Here is a 23,095-nt window from a genome sequence, read left to right on the forward strand (position 1 = left end):
ATATGTCAACTTTTGTATACATGACGAGATGTGATGGATGTGGTCACTGTGTGGATATTTGTCCATCAGATATAATGCACATCGATGAAAATATTAGAAGAGCAGTAAATATTGAACCAAATTTTTGTTGGGAATGTTATTCTTGTGTAAAAGCTTGTCCTAATCATGCAATTGATGTTCGTGGTTATGCTGACTTTGCTCCTATGGGTCACAGTGTAAGAGTTAGACGTGAAGAAGAAAAAGGAACTATTTCTTGGAAAATTAAATTTAGAAATGGAACTACAAAAGATTTTGTATCTCCAATTACAACAAAACCTTGGGGAAAATTTATTCCTAAATTAGCAGAAGGTGAAAAACCTAATCAAGGTGAGATCAATTCTCAAATGCTTTACACCGAGCCTAATGGTTTAAATATTGATGGTAAATTACCGGTAGTACCAAAAGATTCATTTAAAAAAGGGGTTTACTACTAATGGCTAAGCATAAAACACATTTTGAAGATTGCGATGTTCTAGTTGTTGGTGGTGGAATGGCTGGAACTGGTGCTACTTTTGAAGCTAGGCACTGGGGAAGAGACATGAAAATTATTTGTGTTGAAAAAGCTAACATCGATAGAAGTGGAGCGGTTGCTCAAGGTTTATACGCTATTAACTGTTATATGGGTATGCAGTGGGGTGAAAACCAACCTGAAGATCACGTAAGATATGCACGTAATGATTTGATGGGTATGGTTAGAGAAGATTTAGGTTATGACATGGCTCGTCACGTTGATTCAACTGTTCATATGTTTGATGAGTGGGGTCTACCAATGATGAAGAATGAAAAAACAGGTCGTTACCTTAGAGAAGGTAAATGGCAGATCATGATTCATGGTGAAAGTTATAAGCCAATCGTTGCAGAGGCTGCAAAAAAATCAGCTGATAAAATTTACAATAGAATAATGATTACTCATCTTTTAATGGATGAGGCTCAAGAAAATAGAGTAGGTGGAGCTGTTGGTTTTAATATGAGAACTGGTGATTTCCATGTATTTAGAGCAAAAACTGTAATCGTTGCAGCAGGTGGAGCATCTCACATTTTCAAACCAAGAGCAGTCGGAGAAGGAATGGGAAGAACTTGGTATGCACCATGGAGTAATGGTTCAGCTTATGCATTACCTATCGCTGTTGGAGCTAAAATGACACAAATGGAAAACAGAATTGTGTTATGTAGATTTAAAGATGGTTATGGTCCAGTTGGAGCATATTTCTTGCACCTTAAAACATATACTCAAAATGCAAATGGAGAGAATTATGAAAAGAAATGGTATGACCAAACTAAAGAATTAGTTGGTGAGTATATTGATCACCATCCAACACCAACATGTTTAAGAAACCATGCATTTATACAAGAAACTATTGCAGGCGGTGGACCTATTCATATGGTGACTACTGAAGCATTCCAAGATCCACATTTAGAAACAGTTGGTTGGGAAAACTTTTTAGGTATGACCGTTGGTCAAGCTGTTGTTTGGGCATCTCAAAACATAGATCCTAAATACACAAATCCAGAATTAACTACATCTGAGCCATATGTTATGGGTTCTCATGCAACATGCTCTGGAGCTTGGGTTAGTGGACCTGAAGATTTATCTCCACCAGAATATTTCTGGGGTTATAACAGAATGTTAACAATTGATGGTCTTTTTGGTGCAGGTGATACTGTAGGTGGAAGTGCCCATAAGTTTTCTTCTGGATCGTTTACCGAAGGTCGTTTAGCTGCAAAAGCTGCTGTTAAATATATTCAAGATAAAAAAGCAGAAGGTATTAAAGTTACTGATAAACAATGTGAAGACTTTAAAACTGCTGTATTCAAACCTTTAGAGACATACCAAGTAGCTCAAAATGAGATCACAGGTGGAACAGTTTCACCAAGTTATATTTCTCCTATTCAAGGTCTTCAACGTTTACAAAGAATTATGGACGAATATGTTGGAGGTATTGCAACTAACTACATGACAAATGGTAATATGCTTAAAAGAGGCCTAGAATTACTTGCTTGGTTAGAGGAAGATTTAGAAAAAGTAGGAGCTGAAGATTTGCACCAACTTATGAGAGCTTGGGAATTAAAACACAGAGCTTTAACTTCTCAATGTGTAACTGAACACACTATGTTCCGTGAAGAAACACGTTGGCCTGGTTACTATTATAGAGGTGATCATATGAAACTTGATGATGATAATTGGCATTGTTTAACAGTTTCTAGACGTGATCCTAAAACTGGTAAATTCTCTCTTGAGAAAGTGCCGGTTTACCACATAGTTGACGAGAACGAGAAGAAAAAAGCTTCTTAAAACAGTTAAACTTAAATTATGAGTCTTTTAGAGAAATCTGATGATGAGATTATAGCAATTGCTAATCCTATTTGGGATAATCTTGTTAAAACTTCCAATATGAAAGATTATGGTGGTTTTACTAAAGATTTTGGAACTCAAATGTTATTTGGAGCAAATGAAGTAGAGCTTGGAAAACAGTGGGCTAATAATAAACTTTTAACAAGCCTAAAAGAAGACTACCAAGCATTTGGTTGTTTAAGACGAGGTCAAAACATCACCGTTCTATTTAAACAAAGAAGTAAAGAGATTGAAGGTGAGTTCCTTGGTAGATTGGTTCTTGGTATCGAGGGTGATGATGTTAAGGTTTTTGGAGCAACAATCTACTAATAAAAAAAAATCACTTTATATTAAATATTTATTTGACAAATAATTAACTGGGTGTATTGACGGTTGTAATGTCAATTTCCAACATAAAAATATTAAAAAAAATTTTAGATTTTAAGGCAACTATTATCAAAACAGGTATCTTTGTTAGCTTAGCTGCTTATTGGGGTGTTATTTTAGTTGGAACTTTTATCACATTTAATTAGTTTGTTTTTTAACAACTAATAATTTTTTATGGATGTATTTTTACCAATAGCTCAAGTATTTGTTAACCCGATTGAAATACTTTTATTGAGTGCAATCGTTGGAGTACTTTCTGGTTTATTTGGTGTTGGTGGTGGTTTTTTAATGACGCCATTCTTAATTTTTTTAGGTGTGCCACCTGCATATGCGGTTGCAAATGAAGCTAACAATATTCTTGCAACATCAGTATCAGGATCAACAACTCATTATTTAAAAAATACTTTAGATTACAAAATGGGTCTTATGATTGTAATTGGTGGATCAATTGGAACAGCTTTAGGTATTTATACTTTTACATATTTTAAAGGTATTGGAAAGATTGATACGGTTATTTCTTTAGCCTACATGTATATACTTGCAATTATTGGTACATTAATGTTGGTTGAAAGTCTTAGAGAAATAGACAGAGCAAAAAGAAATCTTGTAGTTAAAAAAAAATTACACGTTCATTATTGGATACATGGTCTTCCATTAAGAATGAGGTTTCCAAAATCAAAATTATACGAAAGTATTTTTACTCCAATTATAATTGGTTTAGTTGTAGGATTTATTGCCGCTATAATGGGGATAGGTGGTGCTTTTATATTAGTACCCGCAATGATTTATATAATTAAAATGCCAACAAAATTAGTTCCAGGAACTTCTTTGTTTGTTACAATTTTTGTCAGTGTCATAGTTACTTTTTTGCATTCAATTAATTTTGGTTCTATAGATTTAATGTTGGTATTTATGTTAGTTATTGGATCAATTGTAGGGGTTCAAGCGGGACAGAAACTTGGTGAAAAAATTGATAGTTCTGGTTTAAAAGCATTACTGGCAATTTTATTATTGATAGTTGGAATAGCTATTGCCTATGAAACTTTTTTTGCAGAACAAACTGAAAAAGAAATAATACAAGTTTTAAATGCAGATTTGAATTTTTTCTCATTATTTATTTTAGAATTTTCAGAAGACATGCCATTCTTTTACGGGTTATTTTCAATTATGTTTGCAATTCTGTTGGGTGTAGGTGCTGCTCTTATTAGACGTATTTTCTCTAATTTCAAAAAAAAGATGTTACTGAAGAAGTCTTAGTTTAAAAAGTTAATATAGAATTCTATACTCAAAATACTTACCAAACCTACTGTCGCCATCCCTATAAATCCGACTAAAAAAGGTTTGTAACCCATGCTTTTAAGATCTCTCAGATTTGTAGATAAACCAATAGCAGCCATTGCCATTGTTAAAAATACTTTTGAAGATGATTTGATAATATCAACTGTCTCTAGCCATAAATTATTATATGAGTTTAAAAAAAATTGATCCCCAATATTTCTTAAAATTATCATAGCTACAAAACCTATTACAAAATAAGGGAAAATAGCCAATATTGAGTAATTTTTTTTAACAACATTGTTTCTATTATAAAGAAATGCAAATAATGGAATCATTATTACCAAAAAAGTATTTCTTATTAATTTTGTGACTGTTGCAATATTCAATGTTTCTGGGCTGTTAAACTGTTGATCGTAAATAAGTCCAGCTGCAGCAACTTGCGATGTTTCATGAATTGATGTACCTAAAAATAAACCAACAAACATTGGTTCAGCATCAAAGTAATAATTAGCAAAATAAGGATATATAAGCATCGATAAAATTCCAAACAAAGTGATGTTAGCAATTGCATATGATACTTCATTTTTTTTTGCACCAATTACTGGAGCAGTTGCCATAATTGCTGTTGTCCCACAAACTGTGCTACCAATAGATATTAAGTAAGCCATTCTTGTTGGGATTTTAAGTTTTTTAATTAACAGTTTTATAACTATTAGTACTGTTACAATACAAATTATAATTAAAGGTATAGCCACAGCTCCAAATTCTAAAAACTCAAAAGGTTTTAATTGAATTCCTAAACAAATTATTCCAAGTTTGAGAATATATGATTGAGTAAAGTCCAAACCCTTTACAAAGTTATCTCTCATTTTGAATATATTTCCAAAAAGCATTCCAAGTAAAATAGCAATCATGGCTGTCGATATTGGACTTTTATCGTAACCTAATAATTCAATACCAATAATATTATTAAATCCTTGAGATAAACTGTAGAGAACAAACGCTAAAACAATACCTGGCAAAATGACCAGATATTTTTTAAATAACATTACTTTATAGATAAATTTTTAAGCACTTCTGTAAAGTTTAGTCATAACAAACTCTTTATGACCTAAAGCTTCAGCACAAGTTAATCTACCGTTAGCAACTCTAATCATTGATTTGATTAATTCATCACCAGCTTGTGATAAATTCATTTCACGAGATAGAATTTTTGATACATCACAATCAATATGCTCACCCATACCTTTTACAGTTAATGGGTTGGCAGTTAACTTAACAACAGGTTCAATTGGATTACCTACGATATTACCTTGACCTGTTGGGAATAAGTGAATGTTAAATCCAGCAGCTGCTTGAAGTGTAATACACTCTGCTGCAGCGGATGAAGTATCCATAAAGTATAATCCTTTTCCTTTAGTAGGTTCTTCAGCTGGCTCTAAAACATCAATAAACTTACAATTTCCAATTTTTTGGAAATTTCCAAATGCTTTTTCTTCAATTGTAGTTAATCCACCTGCTATATTTCCTGCAGTTGGTTGACTTTCGGAAAGATCATCTGTTGCTTCTTTTAAAATAAAGTCGTTGTAATCGCTCCAAGTTTTCATGAATTTTTCTGAAGCTTCTGGAGTGGCACCACGTGTAGCACAAACTTTTTCAGCACCAGTTAATTCTGAGGTTTCACCAAAACATAAATGAACTCCTAATGGCTCTAATTTATCCATTAAGTTTCCAACTGTTGGGTTAGCAGCAAGACCTGATGTTGTATCAGATTCACCACATTTAACTGAAATCCATAAATCACTTAAAGGACACTCTTCTCTTTGTTTTTCAGAAGCCCACATTGCAAATTCTTGAGCTTTTTTAGAAGCCTTCATGATTGTTCCAATATCACCAGTTCTTTCAATATGAAATCCTTCAACTGGTTTTCCAGTTTTAGCAATTTCATCAACAATTCTTTTTGTCCATTTAGGTTCAATTCCAATGACAATTACAGCAGCAACATTAGGGTTTTTTCCAGTCCCAATCATTGTTCTAAAGTGTAGATCTAAATCAGCACCAAATTGAAGTCTTCCATAAGAGTGTGGAAGGGCAATCGTACCTTTAATATTATTTGCTACAGCTTCAGCACAAGCATTAGAGATATCATCTACAGGTAAGATGATTACGTGATTTCTAGTACCAACTCTGCCATTTTCTCTTTTATAACCTAAAAAACTTTTTGGAATTTCCATATTTTTTACCACTTCTTCGTTTTTACATTGTGAACATGAACATGCTCACCTTTTTTGATTGATTTAACTACTTTTCCAATATCATGACCATATTTTAAAATAGTATCACCTTCATTAAGGTCAACCATTGCAATTTTATGTCCTAATTGAATTTCATCTACTGATTGAATTTGAACTGTTTTATCATTCTCCATAATCCAACATGCGCAATCTTGTTTTGGAGTAATTTTATCAATAACAACTACTCCTACGTTGTCTTTTTCGTCGTGTATAATAATATCTGTAGCCATAATTGTGTCGATTTGTTTGTTTGAAATTTTTTAAATCTTATATATTAATCTTAAAAATTAACAAATTATTTATAGATTTTTTTAACAACTTAAGCAGGAAGGCCTAATTATTATGACTAAAATGACAACAGAAGAAGCTTTTGTAAAAGTTTTACAAATGCATGGAATTGAACATGCATTCGGAATTATCGGTTCAGCTTTTATGCCTATTTCAGATATCTTTCCTGACGCTGGAATTACTTTTTGGGATGTTGCTCATGAAACAAACGGTGGATTAATTGCTGATGGTTACACAAGATCTACTGGAAAAATGTCAATGGTTATTGCTCAAAACGGTCCTGGAATTACCGGTCTTGTAACACCAATTAAAACTGCATACTGGAACCACACACCATTATTATTAGTAACACCTCAAGCTGCTAACAAAACTATGGGTCAAGGTGGTTTTCAAGAAGTAGAACAAATGAACTTATTTAAAGATATGGTTTGCTATCAAGAAGAAGTTAGAGACCCTTCAAGAATGGCAGAAGTATTAAATAGAGTAATTGAAAAAGCAATCAGAGGATCAGCTCCAGCACAAATAAATGTTCCAAGAGATTATTGGACACAAGTAATTGACATTGATCTTCCTCCAATTGTTAGACTTGAAAGACAAGCAGGTGGTGTTGATGCAATTAAAAAAGCAGCGGACTTATTGTCAAACGCTAAGTTTCCAGTAATATTATCTGGCGCAGGTGTTGTAATTGGTGGGGCAATTGAAGATTGTAAAAAATTAGCTGAGAAATTAGATGCTCCAGTTTGTTCAGGGTATCAACATAATGATAGTTTTCCAGGAAGTCACCCATTAGCAGCTGGACCTTTAGGGTATAACGGATCAAAAGCTGGAATGGAATTAATTAAGAAAGCTGATGTTGTTCTTGCACTTGGTACAAGATTAAATCCTTTCTCAACATTACCAGGTTATGGAATGGATTACTGGCCTAAAGATGCAAGTATCATTCAAGTTGATATGAATTCAGATAGAATTGGTTTAACTAAAAAAGTCACAGTTGGTATTTGTGGGGATGCAAAATTAGTATCACAACAAATTTTAGCTCAACTTTCTTCAACAGCAGGAGATACAAATAGAGAAGAGAGAAAAAATACAATTCACCAAACTAAATCTGCTTGGTTACAAGAGTTATCAAGTTTAGATCACGAAGATGATGATGAAGGTACAGTTTGGAATGCAGAAGCAAGAAAAAGAGATGCAGATAGAATGTCTCCTAGAGAAGCATGGAGAGCAATTCAAGCAGGTATGCCTGATGATGTAATTATCTCAAGTGATATTGGTAATAACTGTGCAATTGGAAATGCTTATCCAACATTTGAAAAAGGTAGAAAATATTTAGCACCAGGATTATTTGGTCCTTGTGGTTACGGTTTTCCAGCAATTCTTGGAGCAAAAATTGGATGTCCTGATACACCAGTAATTGGTTTTGCAGGTGACGGTGCATTTGGTATTAGCATGAACGAAATGAGCTCATGTGCTAGACCAGAATGGCCAGCAATTTCAATGGTAATCTTTAGAAATTACCAATGGGGTGCTGAAAAAAGAAATACTACTTTATGGTTTGATGATAACTTCGTTGGAACAGAGCTTGATCCAGAATTAAGTTATGCAAAAGTTGCTGATGCTTGTGGATTAAAAGGTGTCACTGTTCGAACCATGGAAGAGACTACTGTTGCTATCAAGCAATCATGTGAAGATCAAAAGAAAGGGATTACAACATTTATTGAAGTAATTCTTAACCAAGAACTGGGAGAGCCTTTCAGAAGAGATGCTATGAAAAGACCAGTTAAAGTTGCAGGGATCAAAAAAGAAGACATGATCAAGCAACCTTCGCTAGTTTCATAAATTGTTTTAATATCAAATAAAATACCATAATATTCTATTATGGTTAGTTATGATGCTATAATAATTGGTGCAGGCTTTTCAGGTATTTATCAATTACATAGCTTAAGAGATAAATTAAAACTTAACACTCTAGTAATTGAGTCAGGTAAGGACTTAGGTGGTACTTGGTATTGGAATAGATATCCAGGGGCCAGATGTGACTCAGAAAGTCATACTTACAACTTTACATTTTCAAAAGAGATATTTGAAAATTGGTCATGGCCAGAAAGATATTCAAAGCAAGACATCATATTAGAATATTTAAATTATGTTGTTGAAAAATTAAGTTTAAAAAAAGATATGCTTTTTGATAATAAAGTTATTAAAGCACATTTCGATGAAAAAAGTAATTTATGGAACATCAAAACCAATAAAGACAAAACTTTTTTATGCAAATATTTAATTAGTGCTGTTGGCTGTTTATCAGCAGCAAACATTCCAAAAATAAATGGTTTAAGAAAATTTAAAGGTAAATGGTACCATACAGGAAAATGGCCTCATACTGGTGTAGATTTTAAAAATAAAAGAGTTGCACAAATTGGTGTTGGTTCTACTGGAATACAGTTGGCACCCGAGATAGCTAAATCAGCAAAGAAGCTTTCAATTTTTCAGAGATCACCAAATTTTAGTATTCCAGCAAGAAATGAAATTGTTAATGATAAATATAAGAAAAAGATAAAAGATAATTATCAAGAAATTAGAGATTTAATTAAGTCAACACCAACTGGTCACGCTTTTCATTTTTCAAGTCAGTCCACTTTTGATGTCAGTAATGAAGATAGAAAAAAAATTTATGAAAACGGGTGGCAAAAGGGTGGGTTGGGTTTTCGCGGTCTTTTTAAAGATATAACAACAAATTTGGATGCTAATAAAACAATTGTTAATTTTATTAAAGAAAAGGTAGAGACAACAATGCTAAATAAATATTATGCTAAAGTTGTGACAGATTTTAAATATCCATTTGCAACTAGAAGACCAACTTTAAATACTGATTATTATGAAACTTTTAATAAAGATAATGTCGAATTAATTGATATCTCGAAAGACTCAATAAAAGAAATTACTGAAACTGGAATCAGCACCATAGAAAATAACTATGAATTTGATATAATTGTATTTGCAACAGGGTATGACGCTATTACAGGTGCACTATTATCAATTGATATGGTGGGTAAAAATAATATCAAACTAAGTGAATTATGGAAAAATGGTCCATTAACTTATTTAGGTCTACAGATACCTGGATTTCCTAATTTTTTTACCATTACCGGACCTGGAAGTCCCTCAGTATTAACAAATGTTCCAATGGCTATAGAGCAACATGTCGAGTTTATAACTGATTGTATTTCACATATGGAAAAAAATAAATATTCAACAATTGAAACTAATAATGATTATTCTTTAAAGTGGAGAGGGGTAATTGATAAAGCTGTAGAAGAAACATTAATACCAGAGTCTAAAAGCTCATGGTTGTATGGTGGTAATATTGAAGGAAAACCCAAAGTTTTTATGCCTTACCCATCTGGACTCCCAAAGTATAAAAAGATTTGTGAAGACATTGTTTTAAAAAACTATGAAGGTTTTAATTTTGATAAGCATTAAAATTATTTAATAATTATGAATAAAATTGATTTAAAAAATAAAATTGCAGTAGTAACTGGAGGAGCTCAAGGTTTTGGATTGGCTATTTCAAAACGCTTTATAGAATCTGGTGCAACTGTTGTAATTTGGGATATAGATTCAATAGCTACTAAAGACGCAATAAAAATTATAAATTCAAAGAAATGTTATGCTTTTCCAATTGATATAACAAATTATAAAAAAGTTAAAGAAGGCATCAAACAAGTTTTAAAGATTTGTAATAAGATAGATATTTTTGTTAACAACGCTGGATACCATGGGATAAATGCAAATACATGGGATTACCCAATTGATGAATGGGAAAAGATTTTAAAAATTAATTTAACAGCAACATACTACTGCTGTAAGGCTGTTGTTCCTCACATGATTAAAAATAATTATGGAAGAATTGTTAACATTTCATCAAATGCTGGAAAAGAAGGAAACCCAACTGCAGCATGTTACAGTTCTGCTAAAGCTGGAACTATCGCTTTAACTAAATCTTTAGGAAAAGAATTAGCTGATAAAAATATTTCTGTTAATTGTGTTACACCTGCAGCTGCAAAAACAAGAATTTTTGATGAAATGGAACCTGAATTTATAGACTATATGCTTTCAAAAATTCCTAGAAAAAGATTTGCTAAAGTTGAAGAGTTAGCCTCTTTAGTTTCCTGGCTTTCTAGTGAAGAAAATTCTTTTGCTACTGGTGCCGTTTATGATCTTACGGGCGGAAGAGCAACATACTAAAAATATGAGGATAGTAAACGACTTAGGCTGTAGCTGGATTAGTGACCTTGATAGAAGATCTAATATAAAAAATTTAGATAAAGATAAATCTTGTGACTGGTTAATAGTAGGTGCTGGTTATACAGGTTTGTCTGCTGCTAGAAAATTATCAGAACTTCATCCAGATCAAAAAATTATTGTTGTAGATGCCCAATTAGCAGGTGAGGGTGCAAGTGGAAGGAACTCTGGTTATTTAGTTGATACTACACTTAATGATGGTTTCACGTCTAACAAAGAACTTTCTAAATATAGAAAGAAAACAGACATTTATAAATTGGGAATTGATGTTGTAAAAAAGTTTATTAAAGAACATCAGGTAGATTGTGATTGGAATGAAAGTGGAAAATATTTTGCCTCATCAAATCAAAAAGATAGAAAGATATTAGAAAATTTTAGTAAAACTTTGTCAAAATTAAACTTCGGACATAATATTTTAGAAAAAGATGATTTAAGTAAAAGATTAGGTACAAATTTTTATAACCTTGCCCTTTATACCAAAGGTGGAGTGTTATTGCATCCGGGAAAATTAGTCAGAGCTATGATTGATACCTTACCTGATAATGTTGAGTTGCTTGAGAATTCTCAGCTAAATGAATGGGCAAAAAATACTGATAGAATTATTTGTAAATTTAATAAGCATCAAATAATTACTAAAAAGATTATTTTTTGTACTAATGGTTTTTTAAAATCACTTGGTGTAAAAAAAAATTATAATTTTCCCTTAACTTTAACTGCAAGCATGACAAGACCATTAACTGATAGAGAATTTAAGTCTATTGGTGAGCCTAGAGAGTGGGGTGTGCTACCTATTAGACCAATGGGCGCAACCATTAGAATGACAAAAGATAAAAGAATTTTAATTAGAAACACTGCTGAAGTTCATAGTCCTTTTAAAATGTCTAAAACAGAGTTGGATGAAAGATCTTTAACTCAAAAACTTGGAATAAAAAAAAGATTTCCAAGTTTAGCAGATAATATTATTGAATCTAGTTGGTCTGGGGTTGTATCTAGAACTAGAAATAGTTCACAAATTTTTGAAAAAGTAGAAGACAATGTTTTTGTGGCAGGCTGCTATAACGGTTCTGGTATTGGAGTTGGAACTTTATTTGGTGAACAGATAGCAATTAAAGCAAGTAATGAAAATAGTGATGAAATTAATATAATAGAATCTAGAACTAAACCTACTTGGCTTCCACCTCAGCCTTTTTTAAATATTGGGGTTAAAACAAGATTGATGTTTGAGAGGTTTAGATCTCGATCTGATGTGTAGTTATTGATTTCTTATAAGTGGATAAACTTTAGGGCTTAAATACTTAAAATTAGTAATCATAATTAAGATTAATGTTGCAAGCCCAATTCCAATAGTTACCTGTAAAAATATTGCTAAATCAAACTTCCAAGTGATTTGAAAAATATTTTCAATGATAAATTGTGAACCTATGACCGCAAAAAAGAGAGCTATTAGAATTATGGATGTGAATATTATAAAAAACTCAATAATTGAAGAAAGTATAACCTCAACTTTGGAAAAACCTAAAATTTTGAATATTAAATTTTGAAATTCTTTAATTTTACCCTGAACTATAATTGCACTTGAAATGACAATTAAACCAATGACTATAGTTATTGCAGAGATAACGGTTACAGCAATAAACACTTTGTTTAAAAGATCTGTTACTTTCTCCAAGTAATCAGTAATTTTTATAATAGAAAGACTAGGCATTTTATCTAGTAAAGCAGTTTCGTTAAAATTCTCTAAACTTTTAAACTTTGAAGTAGCCAAATATTCGTGAGGTATATTTTTTGCAAATTGAGGATTTAATAACATTGCAAAGTTAATAGAAAAATCTCTGTAGTCTACTAATCTAAAATTTACTATTTCACCTTCAATTTCACGTCCATAAATATTAAGAGTAAAAATATCACCAATTTTAATATCAAAATCTTTAGCAATTTTACTATCAAGTGAAATTTGAAGTTTATCAGGTCTATCTAGATCCCACCATTTGCCTTCTACAATTGGGTTATCTTTTAAAACTTTATCAGCCCAAGAAGACCTTCTGTCATTTCTGATCACCCAGTGGCTATCATTACTTGAATCGATATAAGTATTTGGATCTATTCCATTTATTTTTACAATACCTGTTGAAACCATTGGAACAATTTCAAGGTTAGCTTCTTTATCCATGTCAAAAATTAAATCTTCAAATATTTGTCTTTCATCACTTTGAATACCAATGAAAAAATAATCAGGCGCAAGTTCTGGTATAGATTTAGCAATTTCTCTTTTAAAATTTGAACCTACAAAAGCTAAAGTTAATAGTAAAGTGACCCCCAAACCTAAAGACATAATAGTTATAGGGGTAATACTTTTAGTTTGAGTAATATTTTTAACTGATACTTTAATTGAAATATTTGGATGCTCTTTAAGTCCTTTAAACAATTTAATGATTAAGTTTGATAATAAGTAGAAGACTAATAAACAAACAAAGAAAGCTCCAAAATAACCCAAACTATAAACAGGTCGAGCAGAACCGATGGTAAATAAAGAAATTAAAATTGATAATAGTAACAGACTTAAAAGAATTGATTTTTTTGAATAATAAAATTGAAGGTTTTGAAATACATTTCTAAATAAGTTTGATGCCTTAACTTGATCAATTGCATTAATGGTTGGTATAGAAAATATGATTAATACTAATAACCCTACTAAAAAAACTTTGAAATAATTAAGAATAGAAAAACTACCTTCAATATTTAATCCAAGACCAGCTGACAGATAAACATCAACAATAGGGACTAGAAAGAAACTAAAAGAGTAGGCGGCAGTTGATATTATGAATAGTAGAATGAGCAATTGTAAATAGTAGACTATCTTTATATCCTTTGAGAAAAAGCCTAAAGACTTCTTAACTGCAATAGACATATTATTCTGATTAATGAATGAAAGTAGAGTGTTAGCAATTCCAATTCCTGCAATTAACATTGCACTGATTGATACAAGAGATAAGAATTGAGAGAAATTATCAATTATTCTCTTTAAAGGACCGTCAGATTTTTCGTGATATCTAATTCTAACCTTCTTTTCATTTTTGAATAACTGCTCAATTTTTTTAGATAAAGTATTTGGATTATCTCCCTCATTAAATTTTACTTTATACTCATAATTTAAAAAGCTCCCTAGATTATTAAGTTTTAATAATTCTAATGTTTGTTTGCCAGCTAAAGCAAAATCACCAAATACAAAAGCACCCCCAATATCAGGTACTGATTTTACGATACCAATTACAGTAAATAACTGATCTTGAACTTTGATTTTATCATTAATTTTTAAATTGAGATTTTTGAAAATGTTTTCATTAACAAGGATTGTATTCTCTATAGTTTGTAATTTTTCAAATGCACCACTTGGTTCATAACCTACCTTGCCAAATAATGGGTAATTTTGATCTACTGTTTTAATTCTAGAAAATATTGATTTATTTTTAGATTGGTTGGTAGTTGAGATCATGGTGCTAAACTCAACCATTTGTGAAACAGTAGCAAATTCTTTAACTTGGTTAATTAATTCTAAGTTGCCAACATTACGATTATAGTCAATTTCAATATCTCCACCTAAAAGTGCTCTTGAATTATTATTTAATTCTTTATTCAAACTATCTTCAATGGTGAAAATTGAACTTAAAATAAATAGGCTGATAAAAAGTGTTAGAATAATACTAGAAATTTTTTTATAATTTCTACTCAAGTCTCTTAAGGCATATATCAAAGTTAACTTGTACTCTGAAAGCTTAGACAATTTTTCCATCTTTGATTTTAATTTTTCTTTTTGCTTTATTTGCAAGTTTTGGGTCATGGGTGACCATAATTAAAGATGATTTTTCTTCTTTAATATATTTGAATAAAATATCTGCAATCATTTGTGAATTTTCACTATCTAAATTTCCCGTAGGTTCATCTGCCAAAATTAGCTTAGGTTTCATGGCTATAGCTCTAGCAATTGCTACACGTTGTTGTTCACCACCTGAAAGTTGACTAGGTAAATTATTAAATCTATTTTTTAGTCCAAATCGATCCAACAACTCTTTGGCTCGTTCAGTAGGGTTTTTTAAATTATTTAACTCTAAGGTTAGAGCAACATTTTCAACAGCAGTATAATTTGGAATAAGATAGAAAGATTGAAAAACAATACCAATATTTTTTCTTCTAATTTTAGAAACTTCATCTTCACTCATTTTAGATATTTCTTGATCTTCAAAAAATATCTTACCAGAGGTTGCTTTCTCTAGTCCCCCAGCAAGCATGATTAAGCTAGTTTTTCCAGATCCACTTTCACCCACTATTGAAATAGACTCATTTTTTTTAGTTTCTAAATTAATATTCTTTAAAACCTTAATAGTATCATTACCAGTTTGGTATTTAAGATTAACGTTTTTTAGCTTAAGAAGACTATCCATGATTAAAAGATTTATTATTAAAATTATTGCCGTCTGTCTAGTGAGCATAAACGTCAATGCTCTAGAAAACGTTATCTTATTTGGTGATAGCTTAATGGCAGGCTATGGTCTTCCACAGGAAAAACATTTAGCCATTGTCCTTCAAAATAACCTTAATGATAGTGGTTATGATCTTGGAATTATTGATGGAAGTGTATCTGGAAGCACATCTGCTGGAGGATTAAATCGAGTTGAATGGTCTTTATCTCAACCGAATATTGACTTAATGATCTTAGGATTGGGTGCTAATGACATGTTAAGAGGAATAAGCCCAATCGAGACTGAAAAAAATTTAGAAAAAATTATTCAAACAGCAAAATTAAAAAATATAGAAATAATTTTAGCAGGAATGATTGCACCAACAACTCATGGAATTAGTTATAAAAAAAAATTTGATAATATTTATCCAAGTTTAGCTCAAAAATATGAGTTAAATTTAATTCCTTTTTTATTAGAGGGAGTTGCTTTAAAACCTGAACTTAATCAAGAAGACGGTATGCACCCAAATGAAAAAGGAACTATAATTATAAGTGATACACTTACAAAAAGTATCATCAATTTTATAAAAAAATAGTATATCGTGATCAAATGTTTTTAAATACTAAACTACAATCCAGAAAAAAACCGATAAAAGTTGCATTCATTGGCTGTGGAAAATTTGTAAGCATGTTTCTTGCTCAATACAATCAATTACAAAAAATTACTATTGATACTATCGTTGATATTAATATTGATAACGCCAAAAAAAACTGTCTTAAGAGCGGTTTAACTACAGAGACAGTTAATAAAATAAATTTTGTAACTACTTTAGATGAGGCATTTGATAGAGATGTTGAAGTTTTTATAGAAGCTACTGGAAATCCAATTATAGGAACAGTTCATGCTGTAAAAATTATTAAAAACAAGAAACACATCATATTAGTAAATGTTGAAGCTGATGTTACTTGTGGAAAATACCTTGCTGATCTTGCAAAAGAAAACAGTGTTATTTGTTCAATGGCATATGGTGATCAACCTTCATTAATTATGGAGCAAGTTGAATGGGCTCAGTTAAACGGTTTTTCTGTAGTTTGTGCAGGAAAAGGAACGAAGTACCACCCAGATTTTGAATACTCAACACCAGACACTGTTTGGGGTCACTACGGTTTAAGCAAAGAACGTGCTGAAATTGAATCTGGTATGAATCCTAAAATGTTTAATAGTTTTTTATGTGGAGATAAATCTGCAATTGAAATGTGTGCAGTCAGTAATGCATCAAATTTAAAATGCCCAAGTAATGGATTAACTTTTCCACCTGTTGGGGTTTATGACATTGCTAAAAAATTAATTCCAAAAGTAGAAGGAGGATTAATTGATTATGAAGGTCAAGTGGAGGTGATATCTAGCATTGATTTAAATCAAAAAGATGTTCCAAATGATCTTAGATGGGGTGTTTACATAGTAATTAAAGCTCAAAATCAATATGTCAAAAATTGTTTCAAAGATTATGGAATGGTGACCGATTCATCTGGCAGTTATTCAGCTATATGGAGGCCATATCATTATATTGGTTTAGAACTTGCTCAATCAATATATGCAATTGCACTTGATCAAAAAGCAACAGGTCAAACTATAAATTATAATGCAGATGTTGCAGCTTATGCTAAAAAAGATTTAAAAATTGGAGATCGATTAGACGGTGAGGGCGGTTTTTGTGCAAGAGGGAAATTAATTACCTCTAAAAAATCAAAAGATGAAAAAATTTTACCTCTTGGTTTAACTGATGGAGCAATTGTTAAGAAAGATATTAATAAAGATCAATCTATAAGATTAGATGATGTGGAGTTAAGTCTTCCAGGAGATGTTGTTAAAGCTAGACAGTATCAATATGATTTAATTTAAAGAACAATCAAATCCAACTTTTGCCTACCTAATCTCTCATTACCATTCTCGGTTACAAGATAGGTCTCACCTAAATTCATAGCAAGTTTACTATCTGAATCCATTAAGATCATATGCATAAAGAAGACATTACCAGGAGTTATAACATAAGGATTACCCGTGTATAACATTGGCCAGTCCATCCAATTGGGTGAGAAGGTTGTCCCTAATGAATAGCCACAAGCATTCATTCTTGATTTATTGTACCCAAGATCATCAAAAGTTTTAGCATGTATATCAAATACATCTCCTGCGGTTTTTCCTGGTATTAGAGTTTTTGCACAATTAGTCAAAGCCTCAAGACAAGCCTCATGCATCTTAATATGCTTTGGATCAGCTTTACCAATAGGAATAGTTCTAAACATTGCAGAGTGATAATGTTTATAAGTCCCAGCCCATTCAATAGTTAACTGATCGGTATCTGACAAAATTCTTTTCTCAGATTGATATCTACATAATAATGCATTGTGTCCAGAGCCTATAATATATTCATTTGCTGGATAATCACCGCCACCTTCTAAAACAACTTTTTGCATTTCAGCTAAAATTTTTGCTTCACCAACACCAGCTTTTGCATATTTCCAAGCCTCATCAAGTGCTTGATCTGCAAGTTCTGCAGCTTTTTTTACATAAACAATTTCTTCAGTAGATTTAACAACCCTATGTTTGGTGATTAATTCTGATTGATCTTCTACCTCACAATAACCTTCTAGCGATTTATTAAGTCTTAAAGCATTACGACCTGTCATACCGTAAGCTTCGTATTCAACTCCGATTTTTTTATCTTTTAGATTTAATTCATTTAAAATTATTTTAAGATCATCTGTAGGGTTAGACTGGTCTTTATCTACCCAAATTCTTATGTCTTCAATGTTTGATGTGTTTTGTGCTTGTCTTAAATCTGGAGCCCTTGTTAAAAGAATAATATCTCCTTTATTGTCAAGTATTAATGTTTGAAAGAAAACATAACCAAAGGTATCGTAGCCTGTAAGCCAAAACATAGACTCTTGACGAAACATTAAAAGAGCATCAAGATTATGCTCTTTCATTGATTTTAATGTAGCCAGTTTTCTTTTCTCAAATTCTTGTTTGCTAAAATGAAGTGCCATAATAAAAACTATAACTTTTAAAAATATTAATCACAAGTAGCCATAAATTAAGATTTTTTTTGGTAAAACGAACCCAAATTATTGTTAATTATTAAGGTTTTTTAAATGATAATCTAAAATTAATGAATAATAGCTTTAGCTGAACCTAGTTGATCAACTTTTCCAGTATAAAGACCTTTACCTAGGATTGGAACAACACCAACAGTCGATCCTGTAAATACATAAAAATCTTTATCAAGAGTGACTTTATCTTTTTTTAACTCATTCAAAACAAATCTAAGTGAGTTTAATGGGTTTATATAAACGGTATTTGTATTTCCATTAACGCTTTGTCCAATTTTTTTATTAGCAATATTTGTCTTTAAATTTCCAATATTAATTTTTTTATATTTTTTCTTTTGCCCAATTAAAAACTTAACATTAGCACCAAAGTCACTACATAAATCTCCAAAACTAGTAATGCCTTTTTTCTTTTGCCTGTAACCAATAACCTCAATACAAGCTGCCATGTGAGAAATATGTTTTGTTATATTTTTCGTTGTAATTAATCCTTTTGATGAGAAAAAGTTTTTCTTAATTAGGTAACAAACCTCAAGTTCTATCCCTAAAGTTGATTTATTAATTTTTACTTTTTTTCCACTTTTTATAAAATTCTTTTTAAAGATTGCAGCATAGAAAGGTTTTTTTTCTTTAAGTTTTTTCATGACAGGTATACCTGTCCCTGCAGCTTTAAATCCTATTATTGGATCTTTAACTTTACTCTCACATAATTTTCTTAGCTTTTGAGCTTCACTTAATGTTTTTGTAAATTTTATTGGAAGTGGTGCAATTATTTTATTGTTAACAAAAGCATTAACTAATTTATCTGCTGTTTTTTCTAATATGGTTTTTTTCATTATTGAATGTTTAATATAGTTGCAGGATCTAGTCTAGTACCAAACCAATTAAGTCTTACATCAAGATGTGGTCCAGTTGACCTACCAGAGGAACCAACTGTAGCAATGATATCTCCTTTTTTAACATGATCACCTACATTTACAAAAATTTCATCCATATGCATGTAGAGAGTTGAAACACCATGACCATGGTCAAATATTAAAGTTGCACCTGTATAAAATAAGTCTTTTTCAGCCAGAGTAACAACACCGTTATTCATTGCTTTAACAGGTGTGCCTTTTTTTTGAGCAAAATCTAAACCGTAATGAGGCCATTTGGGTATGCCATTTAAAATTCTTTGACTACCATAAACACCAGTAATTATTGCATCATCAACTGGGATAATAAACTTTTCTTTAAAAAACTGTAAGTCACTTTCAATTTCTCTTGCATCAGCTATTAATTTGTTTTCCTTTTTTATTCTTGCATAAAATTCTTCAGGTGGTGTAACTTTTTTTTTAGGTAAGCCTTCAATTTTTTGAATATTATATTTTCTTTTTTTAATTTTTTTTATAATTTTGTTATTATTTTCAGTAATTGTAATGTCAAATTTTCTATCTTTTTCAATTCCAAATGCAAAATAACCATCTTTTGTGACTTTAACTTTTTTTTTATCTACAAAAATTGATGAACCAGGCTCAGTTTTTCCAATAATGTAATGTCCTTGAATGAATTTTCCCTGAAACTCTACTGCAAAAGATTGAGTTGAAAAAAATAACGCTACTAATGAAAGTAATCTATATATTACTTTGCTGTCCATCCACCGTCTACTAGGATTGATGTGGCTGTAATCATCGATGAAGCGGATGAAGCTAAAAAACAAACGCTTGTTGCAACATCACTTTCTGTTGCTAATTTTCCCATAGGAATATTGCCTAAAGCTAGTTTTTTAAATTCTTTGTTTTTAAAAAATCTTTTAACCATCGGTGTTGCTACAAAAGTAGGGGCCACTGTATTTACTCTAATATTGTTTTTTGCAAGCTCAACACCCATACCTTTAGTCAAACCTTCAATACCAAATTTTGTCATATTATAAACATTTCTACCAGACATTCCAACATGACCAAGTTGAGATGACATATTAATAATAGATCCACCTCTTTTTTTATTCTTTAACATTTTTTTAACAACTAATTGAGCAACATTAAAAGCAGCTTTAAGGTTTAAATCTACTAAGTAGTTCATGTTTTCTTGTTTAATTTTTTCAAAAGGTTCTGGAATATTTGTCCCAGCATTATTAACTAAAATATCTATAATCTTAATCTTATCTAGTTTTTCTTTAAGATCTTCATAATTCATTACATCACAATTAACTTTGATAACTTTACCTTTTATCTTTTTTATTTCTTTTTCAAGTTTATCAAGATCTGATTGAGTTCTACTTAAAGCAATGATTGTAGCTCCAGCTTCAGCAAGAGCAATTGAGCAAGCTCTTCCCAATCCTTTACCTGCACCTGTAACTAATGCATATTTGTTTTTAAGATTTATTTTTTGTAAGTACATTTAAATAAATAACTTTAAATCAGTATAAATTAATTCGATAGCAACAACCAGTATAGCAATTAAACCAATCCAGGCTATCCATTTATATTCATTAATCCATCTTGATATTACAGTAGCAGCTGTTGCCATAAGAATTATTGATAAAGCTAAACCAAATATTAATAATACATAGTGATCACCAGCAGCACCAGCTACACCTAAAACATTATCCAAACTCATCGTAAAATCAGCAAGTAAAACTGTCCATATAGCCTTCATAAAGCTTGAATTATCTACTTTAATATCTTCATCACCTGACTGACCTTTGATTACATCTGTATAGAGTTTGTAGACTATATAAAGAAGAAGCAATCCTCCTATTAATCTTAATCCTGTTATTTGTAATAAATAAGCAGTTAACATGGTTAAGATAATTCTTAAAATTACTGCACCACCTATCCCCCAAAAAATTACTTTTTTTCTTTGTTCGGGTGGAAATTTAGAGGCAACCATTCCAATAATAATGGCATTATCACCAGCTAATACTAAATCGATAAATATAATTTGGCCTAAAATTATAAGTTGTTCAGGCCCGAATAATTCTGCAAACATCAGCTGCTTAGTATCATATCAGCACCTTTTTCTGCAATCATTATTGTGGGTGCGTTAGTGTTTCCAGAGGTGATATTGGGCATTATTGATGCATCTATTACTCTTAAATTTTTAATTCCATGAACTTTTAGCTGATCATCAACAACGGCCATATCATCTTGACCCATTTTACATGTTCCAACAGGATGAAAAATAGTTTGAGCATAATCTGCTGCTGCTTTTAAAATATCTTCATCTTCTGTTAAATGAATTCCAGGTCGGTATTCTTCTGGGCTAAATTTTTTAAATGTCTCAGATTCTAAAACAATTTTTCTTGTTAATTTAAGACCAGCTGCTGCAATTTTTCTATCTTCATCTGTCGACAAATAATTCATTTTTATTTTTGCGTAAGTTCGTGAGTCTTTATCTGTTATACTAATATGACCTCTACTAGTTGGTCTAATTTGTGAAACTGTTGGAGTAAAACCATGAAAATCATGGTTTTTGGTAGCTCCCAATGTATCCATACTCATTGGCTGAACATGCCATTGTAAATCAGGCAGCTCTAATGAAGGATCACTTTTTGCAAACATACACATTTGACTTGCACCCATAGTCATGGGCCCACTTCTATTAAAGATATATTCCAATCCAATTAACAAGTTACCAAATAAACTATTAATTTTTTTATTAAGAGATTTTATATTTTGTATTTTATATATTGGTCTAAACATTAAATGGTCTTGTAAATTTTCACCTACACCCTTTAATTCATGCACCATTTCAATTCCTAGTTCCTTTAATTTATCTGAATTTCCAACTCCAGATACTTGTAATAATTGTGGAGAACCTATTGCTCCTGAAGATAAGACAATTTCTTTATTTGCACTTACAGTGAATATTTCATTTTCAATCCAATACTCAACTTCTTTAGCAACTTTGTTTTCAAAATTAATCTTTTTAACATGAGCTTTTGTAACTATTTTTAAATTAGGTCTTTTCTTAGCTGGGTTTAAATAACCAACAGCAGTACTACATCTAAAGCCATCCTTTTCTGTTACTTGAAAATAACCACAGCCATGATTGTCTCCTGTATTAAAATCTTTAGTTTTTGGAATTCCAAATTCCTCAGCCGCTTTTTGAAACTGATTTAATAAAGGCAATTGTATTCGTTGGTCAGAAACAGACAAAGGACCTCCTACACCATGAAATTCACTTTCTCCTCGTTCTTGATTTTCAGCTTTGATGAAATAAGGTAATACATCTTCCCAACTCCAGCCTTTATTTCCTAGCTGCCTCCAAACATCGTAGTCTCTGTGTTGACCCCTAACATAAAGTAGACCATTTATTGATGAGCTACCTCCAAGAGTTTTTCCTCTAGGATACCTTATGGACCTATTGTTCATAGTTTCATCCGGTTCTGTATTATAACACCAATCAACATTGGGGTTATGCATAGTTTTGAAATATCCTACTGGTATATGAATCCATGGGTAATTATCTTTACCACCAGCCTCAATTAAAAGGACTTTGTTTTTTGGATTTTCAGATAATCTATTTGCAAGAACACAACCTGCTGATCCAGCTCCAATAATAATGTAGTCAAAATTATCCATATATATTTTTATAAATTAATTTTTATTAATAATCTAATAATAT

General features: G+C 31.2%; 22 protein-coding genes. 11 read left to right on the forward strand and 11 right to left on the reverse strand.

Translation table 11 applies throughout. The features are described from left to right. Positions 1-2: 2 nt before the first annotated feature. The 5 genes from aprB to AC5SML_RS02210 all read left to right on the forward strand — a co-directional run bounded on the left by aprB (position 3) and on the right by AC5SML_RS02210 (position 4,015). Positions 3-473 (forward strand): adenylyl-sulfate reductase subunit beta, encoded by a 471-nt coding sequence (gene aprB, locus AC5SML_RS02190; RefSeq protein ID WP_011281984.1) that lies wholly within the window; start codon positions 3-5, stop codon positions 471-473. Further along, entirely contained in the window at positions 473-2,332 is a 1,860-nt protein-coding gene (aprA, locus tag AC5SML_RS02195) for an adenylyl-sulfate reductase subunit alpha (protein ID WP_006997080.1), read from the forward strand. Before aprB ends, aprA begins: the two co-directional genes overlap by 1 nt. Before the next feature lie 18 nt (positions 2,333-2,350). Further along, positions 2,351-2,701 (forward strand): hypothetical protein, encoded by a 351-nt coding sequence (locus AC5SML_RS02200; RefSeq protein WP_011281985.1) that lies wholly within the window; start codon positions 2,351-2,353, stop codon positions 2,699-2,701. A gap of 68 nt (positions 2,702-2,769) precedes the next feature. Next, a complete protein-coding gene (locus AC5SML_RS02205; protein WP_011281986.1) occupies positions 2,770-2,904 on the forward strand; it encodes a hypothetical protein in 135 nt (44 codons plus the stop codon). A gap of 28 nt (positions 2,905-2,932) precedes the next feature. Then, positions 2,933-4,015 (forward strand): sulfite exporter TauE/SafE family protein, encoded by a 1,083-nt coding sequence (locus AC5SML_RS02210; protein ID WP_011281987.1) that lies wholly within the window; start codon positions 2,933-2,935, stop codon positions 4,013-4,015. Here the strand turns inward: AC5SML_RS02210 and AC5SML_RS02215 are convergent. The 3 genes from AC5SML_RS02215 to AC5SML_RS02225 are packed head-to-tail and all read right to left on the reverse strand — an operon-like array spanning position 4,012 to position 6,560. Further along, positions 4,012-5,085, reverse strand: a complete 1,074-nt coding sequence (locus tag AC5SML_RS02215; protein WP_271564761.1) for a YeiH family protein — start codon at positions 5,083-5,085, stop codon at positions 4,012-4,014. The genes AC5SML_RS02210 and AC5SML_RS02215 overlap by 4 nt on opposite strands. 18 nt (positions 5,086-5,103) lie before the next feature. Continuing rightward, the gene (locus AC5SML_RS02220; protein WP_006997075.1) at positions 5,104-6,270 is read right to left on the reverse strand and encodes a UxaA family hydrolase; all 1,167 of its coding nucleotides are present in this window, start codon (positions 6,268-6,270) and stop codon (positions 5,104-5,106) included. 5 nt (positions 6,271-6,275) lie between these two features. Then, positions 6,276-6,560, reverse strand: a complete 285-nt coding sequence (locus AC5SML_RS02225; protein WP_006997074.1) for a UxaA family hydrolase — start codon at positions 6,558-6,560, stop codon at positions 6,276-6,278. 112 nt (positions 6,561-6,672) lie between these two features. Here AC5SML_RS02225 and xsc point away from each other — a divergent pair, with 112 nt between their 5' ends. Genes xsc through AC5SML_RS02245 form a run of 4 tightly spaced genes read left to right on the forward strand, consistent with a single transcriptional unit; the run spans position 6,673 to position 12,172 of the window. After that, positions 6,673-8,457 carry a sulfoacetaldehyde acetyltransferase gene (gene xsc / locus AC5SML_RS02230; protein WP_494617451.1) on the forward strand — a complete coding sequence of 595 codons (1,785 nt, stop codon included), beginning with the start codon at positions 6,673-6,675 and terminating at the stop codon, positions 8,455-8,457. A gap of 39 nt (positions 8,458-8,496) precedes the next feature. Next, positions 8,497-10,098, forward strand: coding sequence for a flavin-containing monooxygenase (locus tag AC5SML_RS02235; protein WP_494617452.1), 1,602 nt, complete (start codon positions 8,497-8,499; stop codon positions 10,096-10,098). A gap of 15 nt (positions 10,099-10,113) precedes the next feature. Next, on the forward strand, positions 10,114-10,863 hold the full coding sequence (locus tag AC5SML_RS02240) for an SDR family NAD(P)-dependent oxidoreductase (RefSeq protein ID WP_006997071.1): 750 nt from the start codon (positions 10,114-10,116) through the stop codon (positions 10,861-10,863). A 4-nt stretch (positions 10,864-10,867) separates the two neighbouring features. After that, positions 10,868-12,172, forward strand: coding sequence for an NAD(P)/FAD-dependent oxidoreductase (locus AC5SML_RS02245; protein ID WP_011281990.1), 1,305 nt, complete (start codon positions 10,868-10,870; stop codon positions 12,170-12,172). On the opposite strand, the gene AC5SML_RS02250 is transcribed toward AC5SML_RS02245, so the two are convergent. Both AC5SML_RS02250 and AC5SML_RS02255 read right to left on the reverse strand, forming a co-directional pair. Beyond that, the gene (locus tag AC5SML_RS02250) at positions 12,173-14,758 is read right to left on the reverse strand and encodes an ABC transporter permease (RefSeq protein ID WP_006997069.1); all 2,586 of its coding nucleotides are present in this window, start codon (positions 14,756-14,758) and stop codon (positions 12,173-12,175) included. Then, complete coding sequence (locus tag AC5SML_RS02255; protein ID WP_011281992.1) at positions 14,694-15,359, reverse strand: ABC transporter ATP-binding protein; 666 nt, start codon at positions 15,357-15,359, stop codon at positions 14,694-14,696. Before AC5SML_RS02255 ends, AC5SML_RS02250 begins: the two co-directional genes overlap by 65 nt. Between AC5SML_RS02255 and AC5SML_RS02260 the strand changes: the two genes are divergently transcribed. Together AC5SML_RS02260 and AC5SML_RS02265 are read left to right on the forward strand one after the other, a co-directional pair. Then, the gene (locus tag AC5SML_RS02260) at positions 15,358-15,972 is read left to right on the forward strand and encodes an arylesterase (RefSeq protein ID WP_011281993.1); all 615 of its coding nucleotides are present in this window, start codon (positions 15,358-15,360) and stop codon (positions 15,970-15,972) included. The genes AC5SML_RS02255 and AC5SML_RS02260 overlap by 2 nt on opposite strands. A gap of 14 nt (positions 15,973-15,986) precedes the next feature. Beyond that, positions 15,987-17,279, forward strand: a complete 1,293-nt coding sequence (locus AC5SML_RS02265) for an NAD(P)H-dependent oxidoreductase (RefSeq protein WP_494617453.1) — start codon at positions 15,987-15,989, stop codon at positions 17,277-17,279. Here AC5SML_RS02265 and AC5SML_RS02270 read toward each other — a convergent pair. The 6 genes from AC5SML_RS02270 to AC5SML_RS02295 form a co-directional block, all read right to left on the reverse strand. Continuing rightward, a complete protein-coding gene (locus AC5SML_RS02270; protein ID WP_494617455.1) occupies positions 17,276-18,427 on the reverse strand; it encodes a M24 family metallopeptidase in 1,152 nt (383 codons plus the stop codon). The genes AC5SML_RS02265 and AC5SML_RS02270 overlap by 4 nt on opposite strands. 119 nt (positions 18,428-18,546) lie before the next feature. After that, a complete protein-coding gene (locus AC5SML_RS02275) occupies positions 18,547-19,323 on the reverse strand; it encodes a fumarylacetoacetate hydrolase (protein WP_278387130.1) in 777 nt (258 codons plus the stop codon). Further along, positions 19,323-20,123, reverse strand: coding sequence for a M23 family metallopeptidase (locus AC5SML_RS02280; RefSeq protein WP_018414037.1), 801 nt, complete (start codon positions 20,121-20,123; stop codon positions 19,323-19,325). Before AC5SML_RS02280 ends, AC5SML_RS02275 begins: the two co-directional genes overlap by 1 nt. Next, the gene (locus AC5SML_RS02285) at positions 20,108-20,866 is read right to left on the reverse strand and encodes an SDR family NAD(P)-dependent oxidoreductase (protein WP_006997062.1); all 759 of its coding nucleotides are present in this window, start codon (positions 20,864-20,866) and stop codon (positions 20,108-20,110) included. Before AC5SML_RS02285 ends, AC5SML_RS02280 begins: the two co-directional genes overlap by 16 nt. After that, entirely contained in the window at positions 20,867-21,457 is a 591-nt protein-coding gene (locus AC5SML_RS02290; protein ID WP_011281998.1) for a TerC family protein, read from the reverse strand. Then, entirely contained in the window at positions 21,457-23,052 is a 1,596-nt protein-coding gene (locus AC5SML_RS02295; RefSeq protein WP_006997060.1) for a GMC family oxidoreductase, read from the reverse strand. Before AC5SML_RS02295 ends, AC5SML_RS02290 begins: the two co-directional genes overlap by 1 nt. Positions 23,053-23,095 lie beyond the last annotated feature (43 nt).

It is taken from the genome of Candidatus Pelagibacter sp. PS_17 (assembly GCF_059417945.1).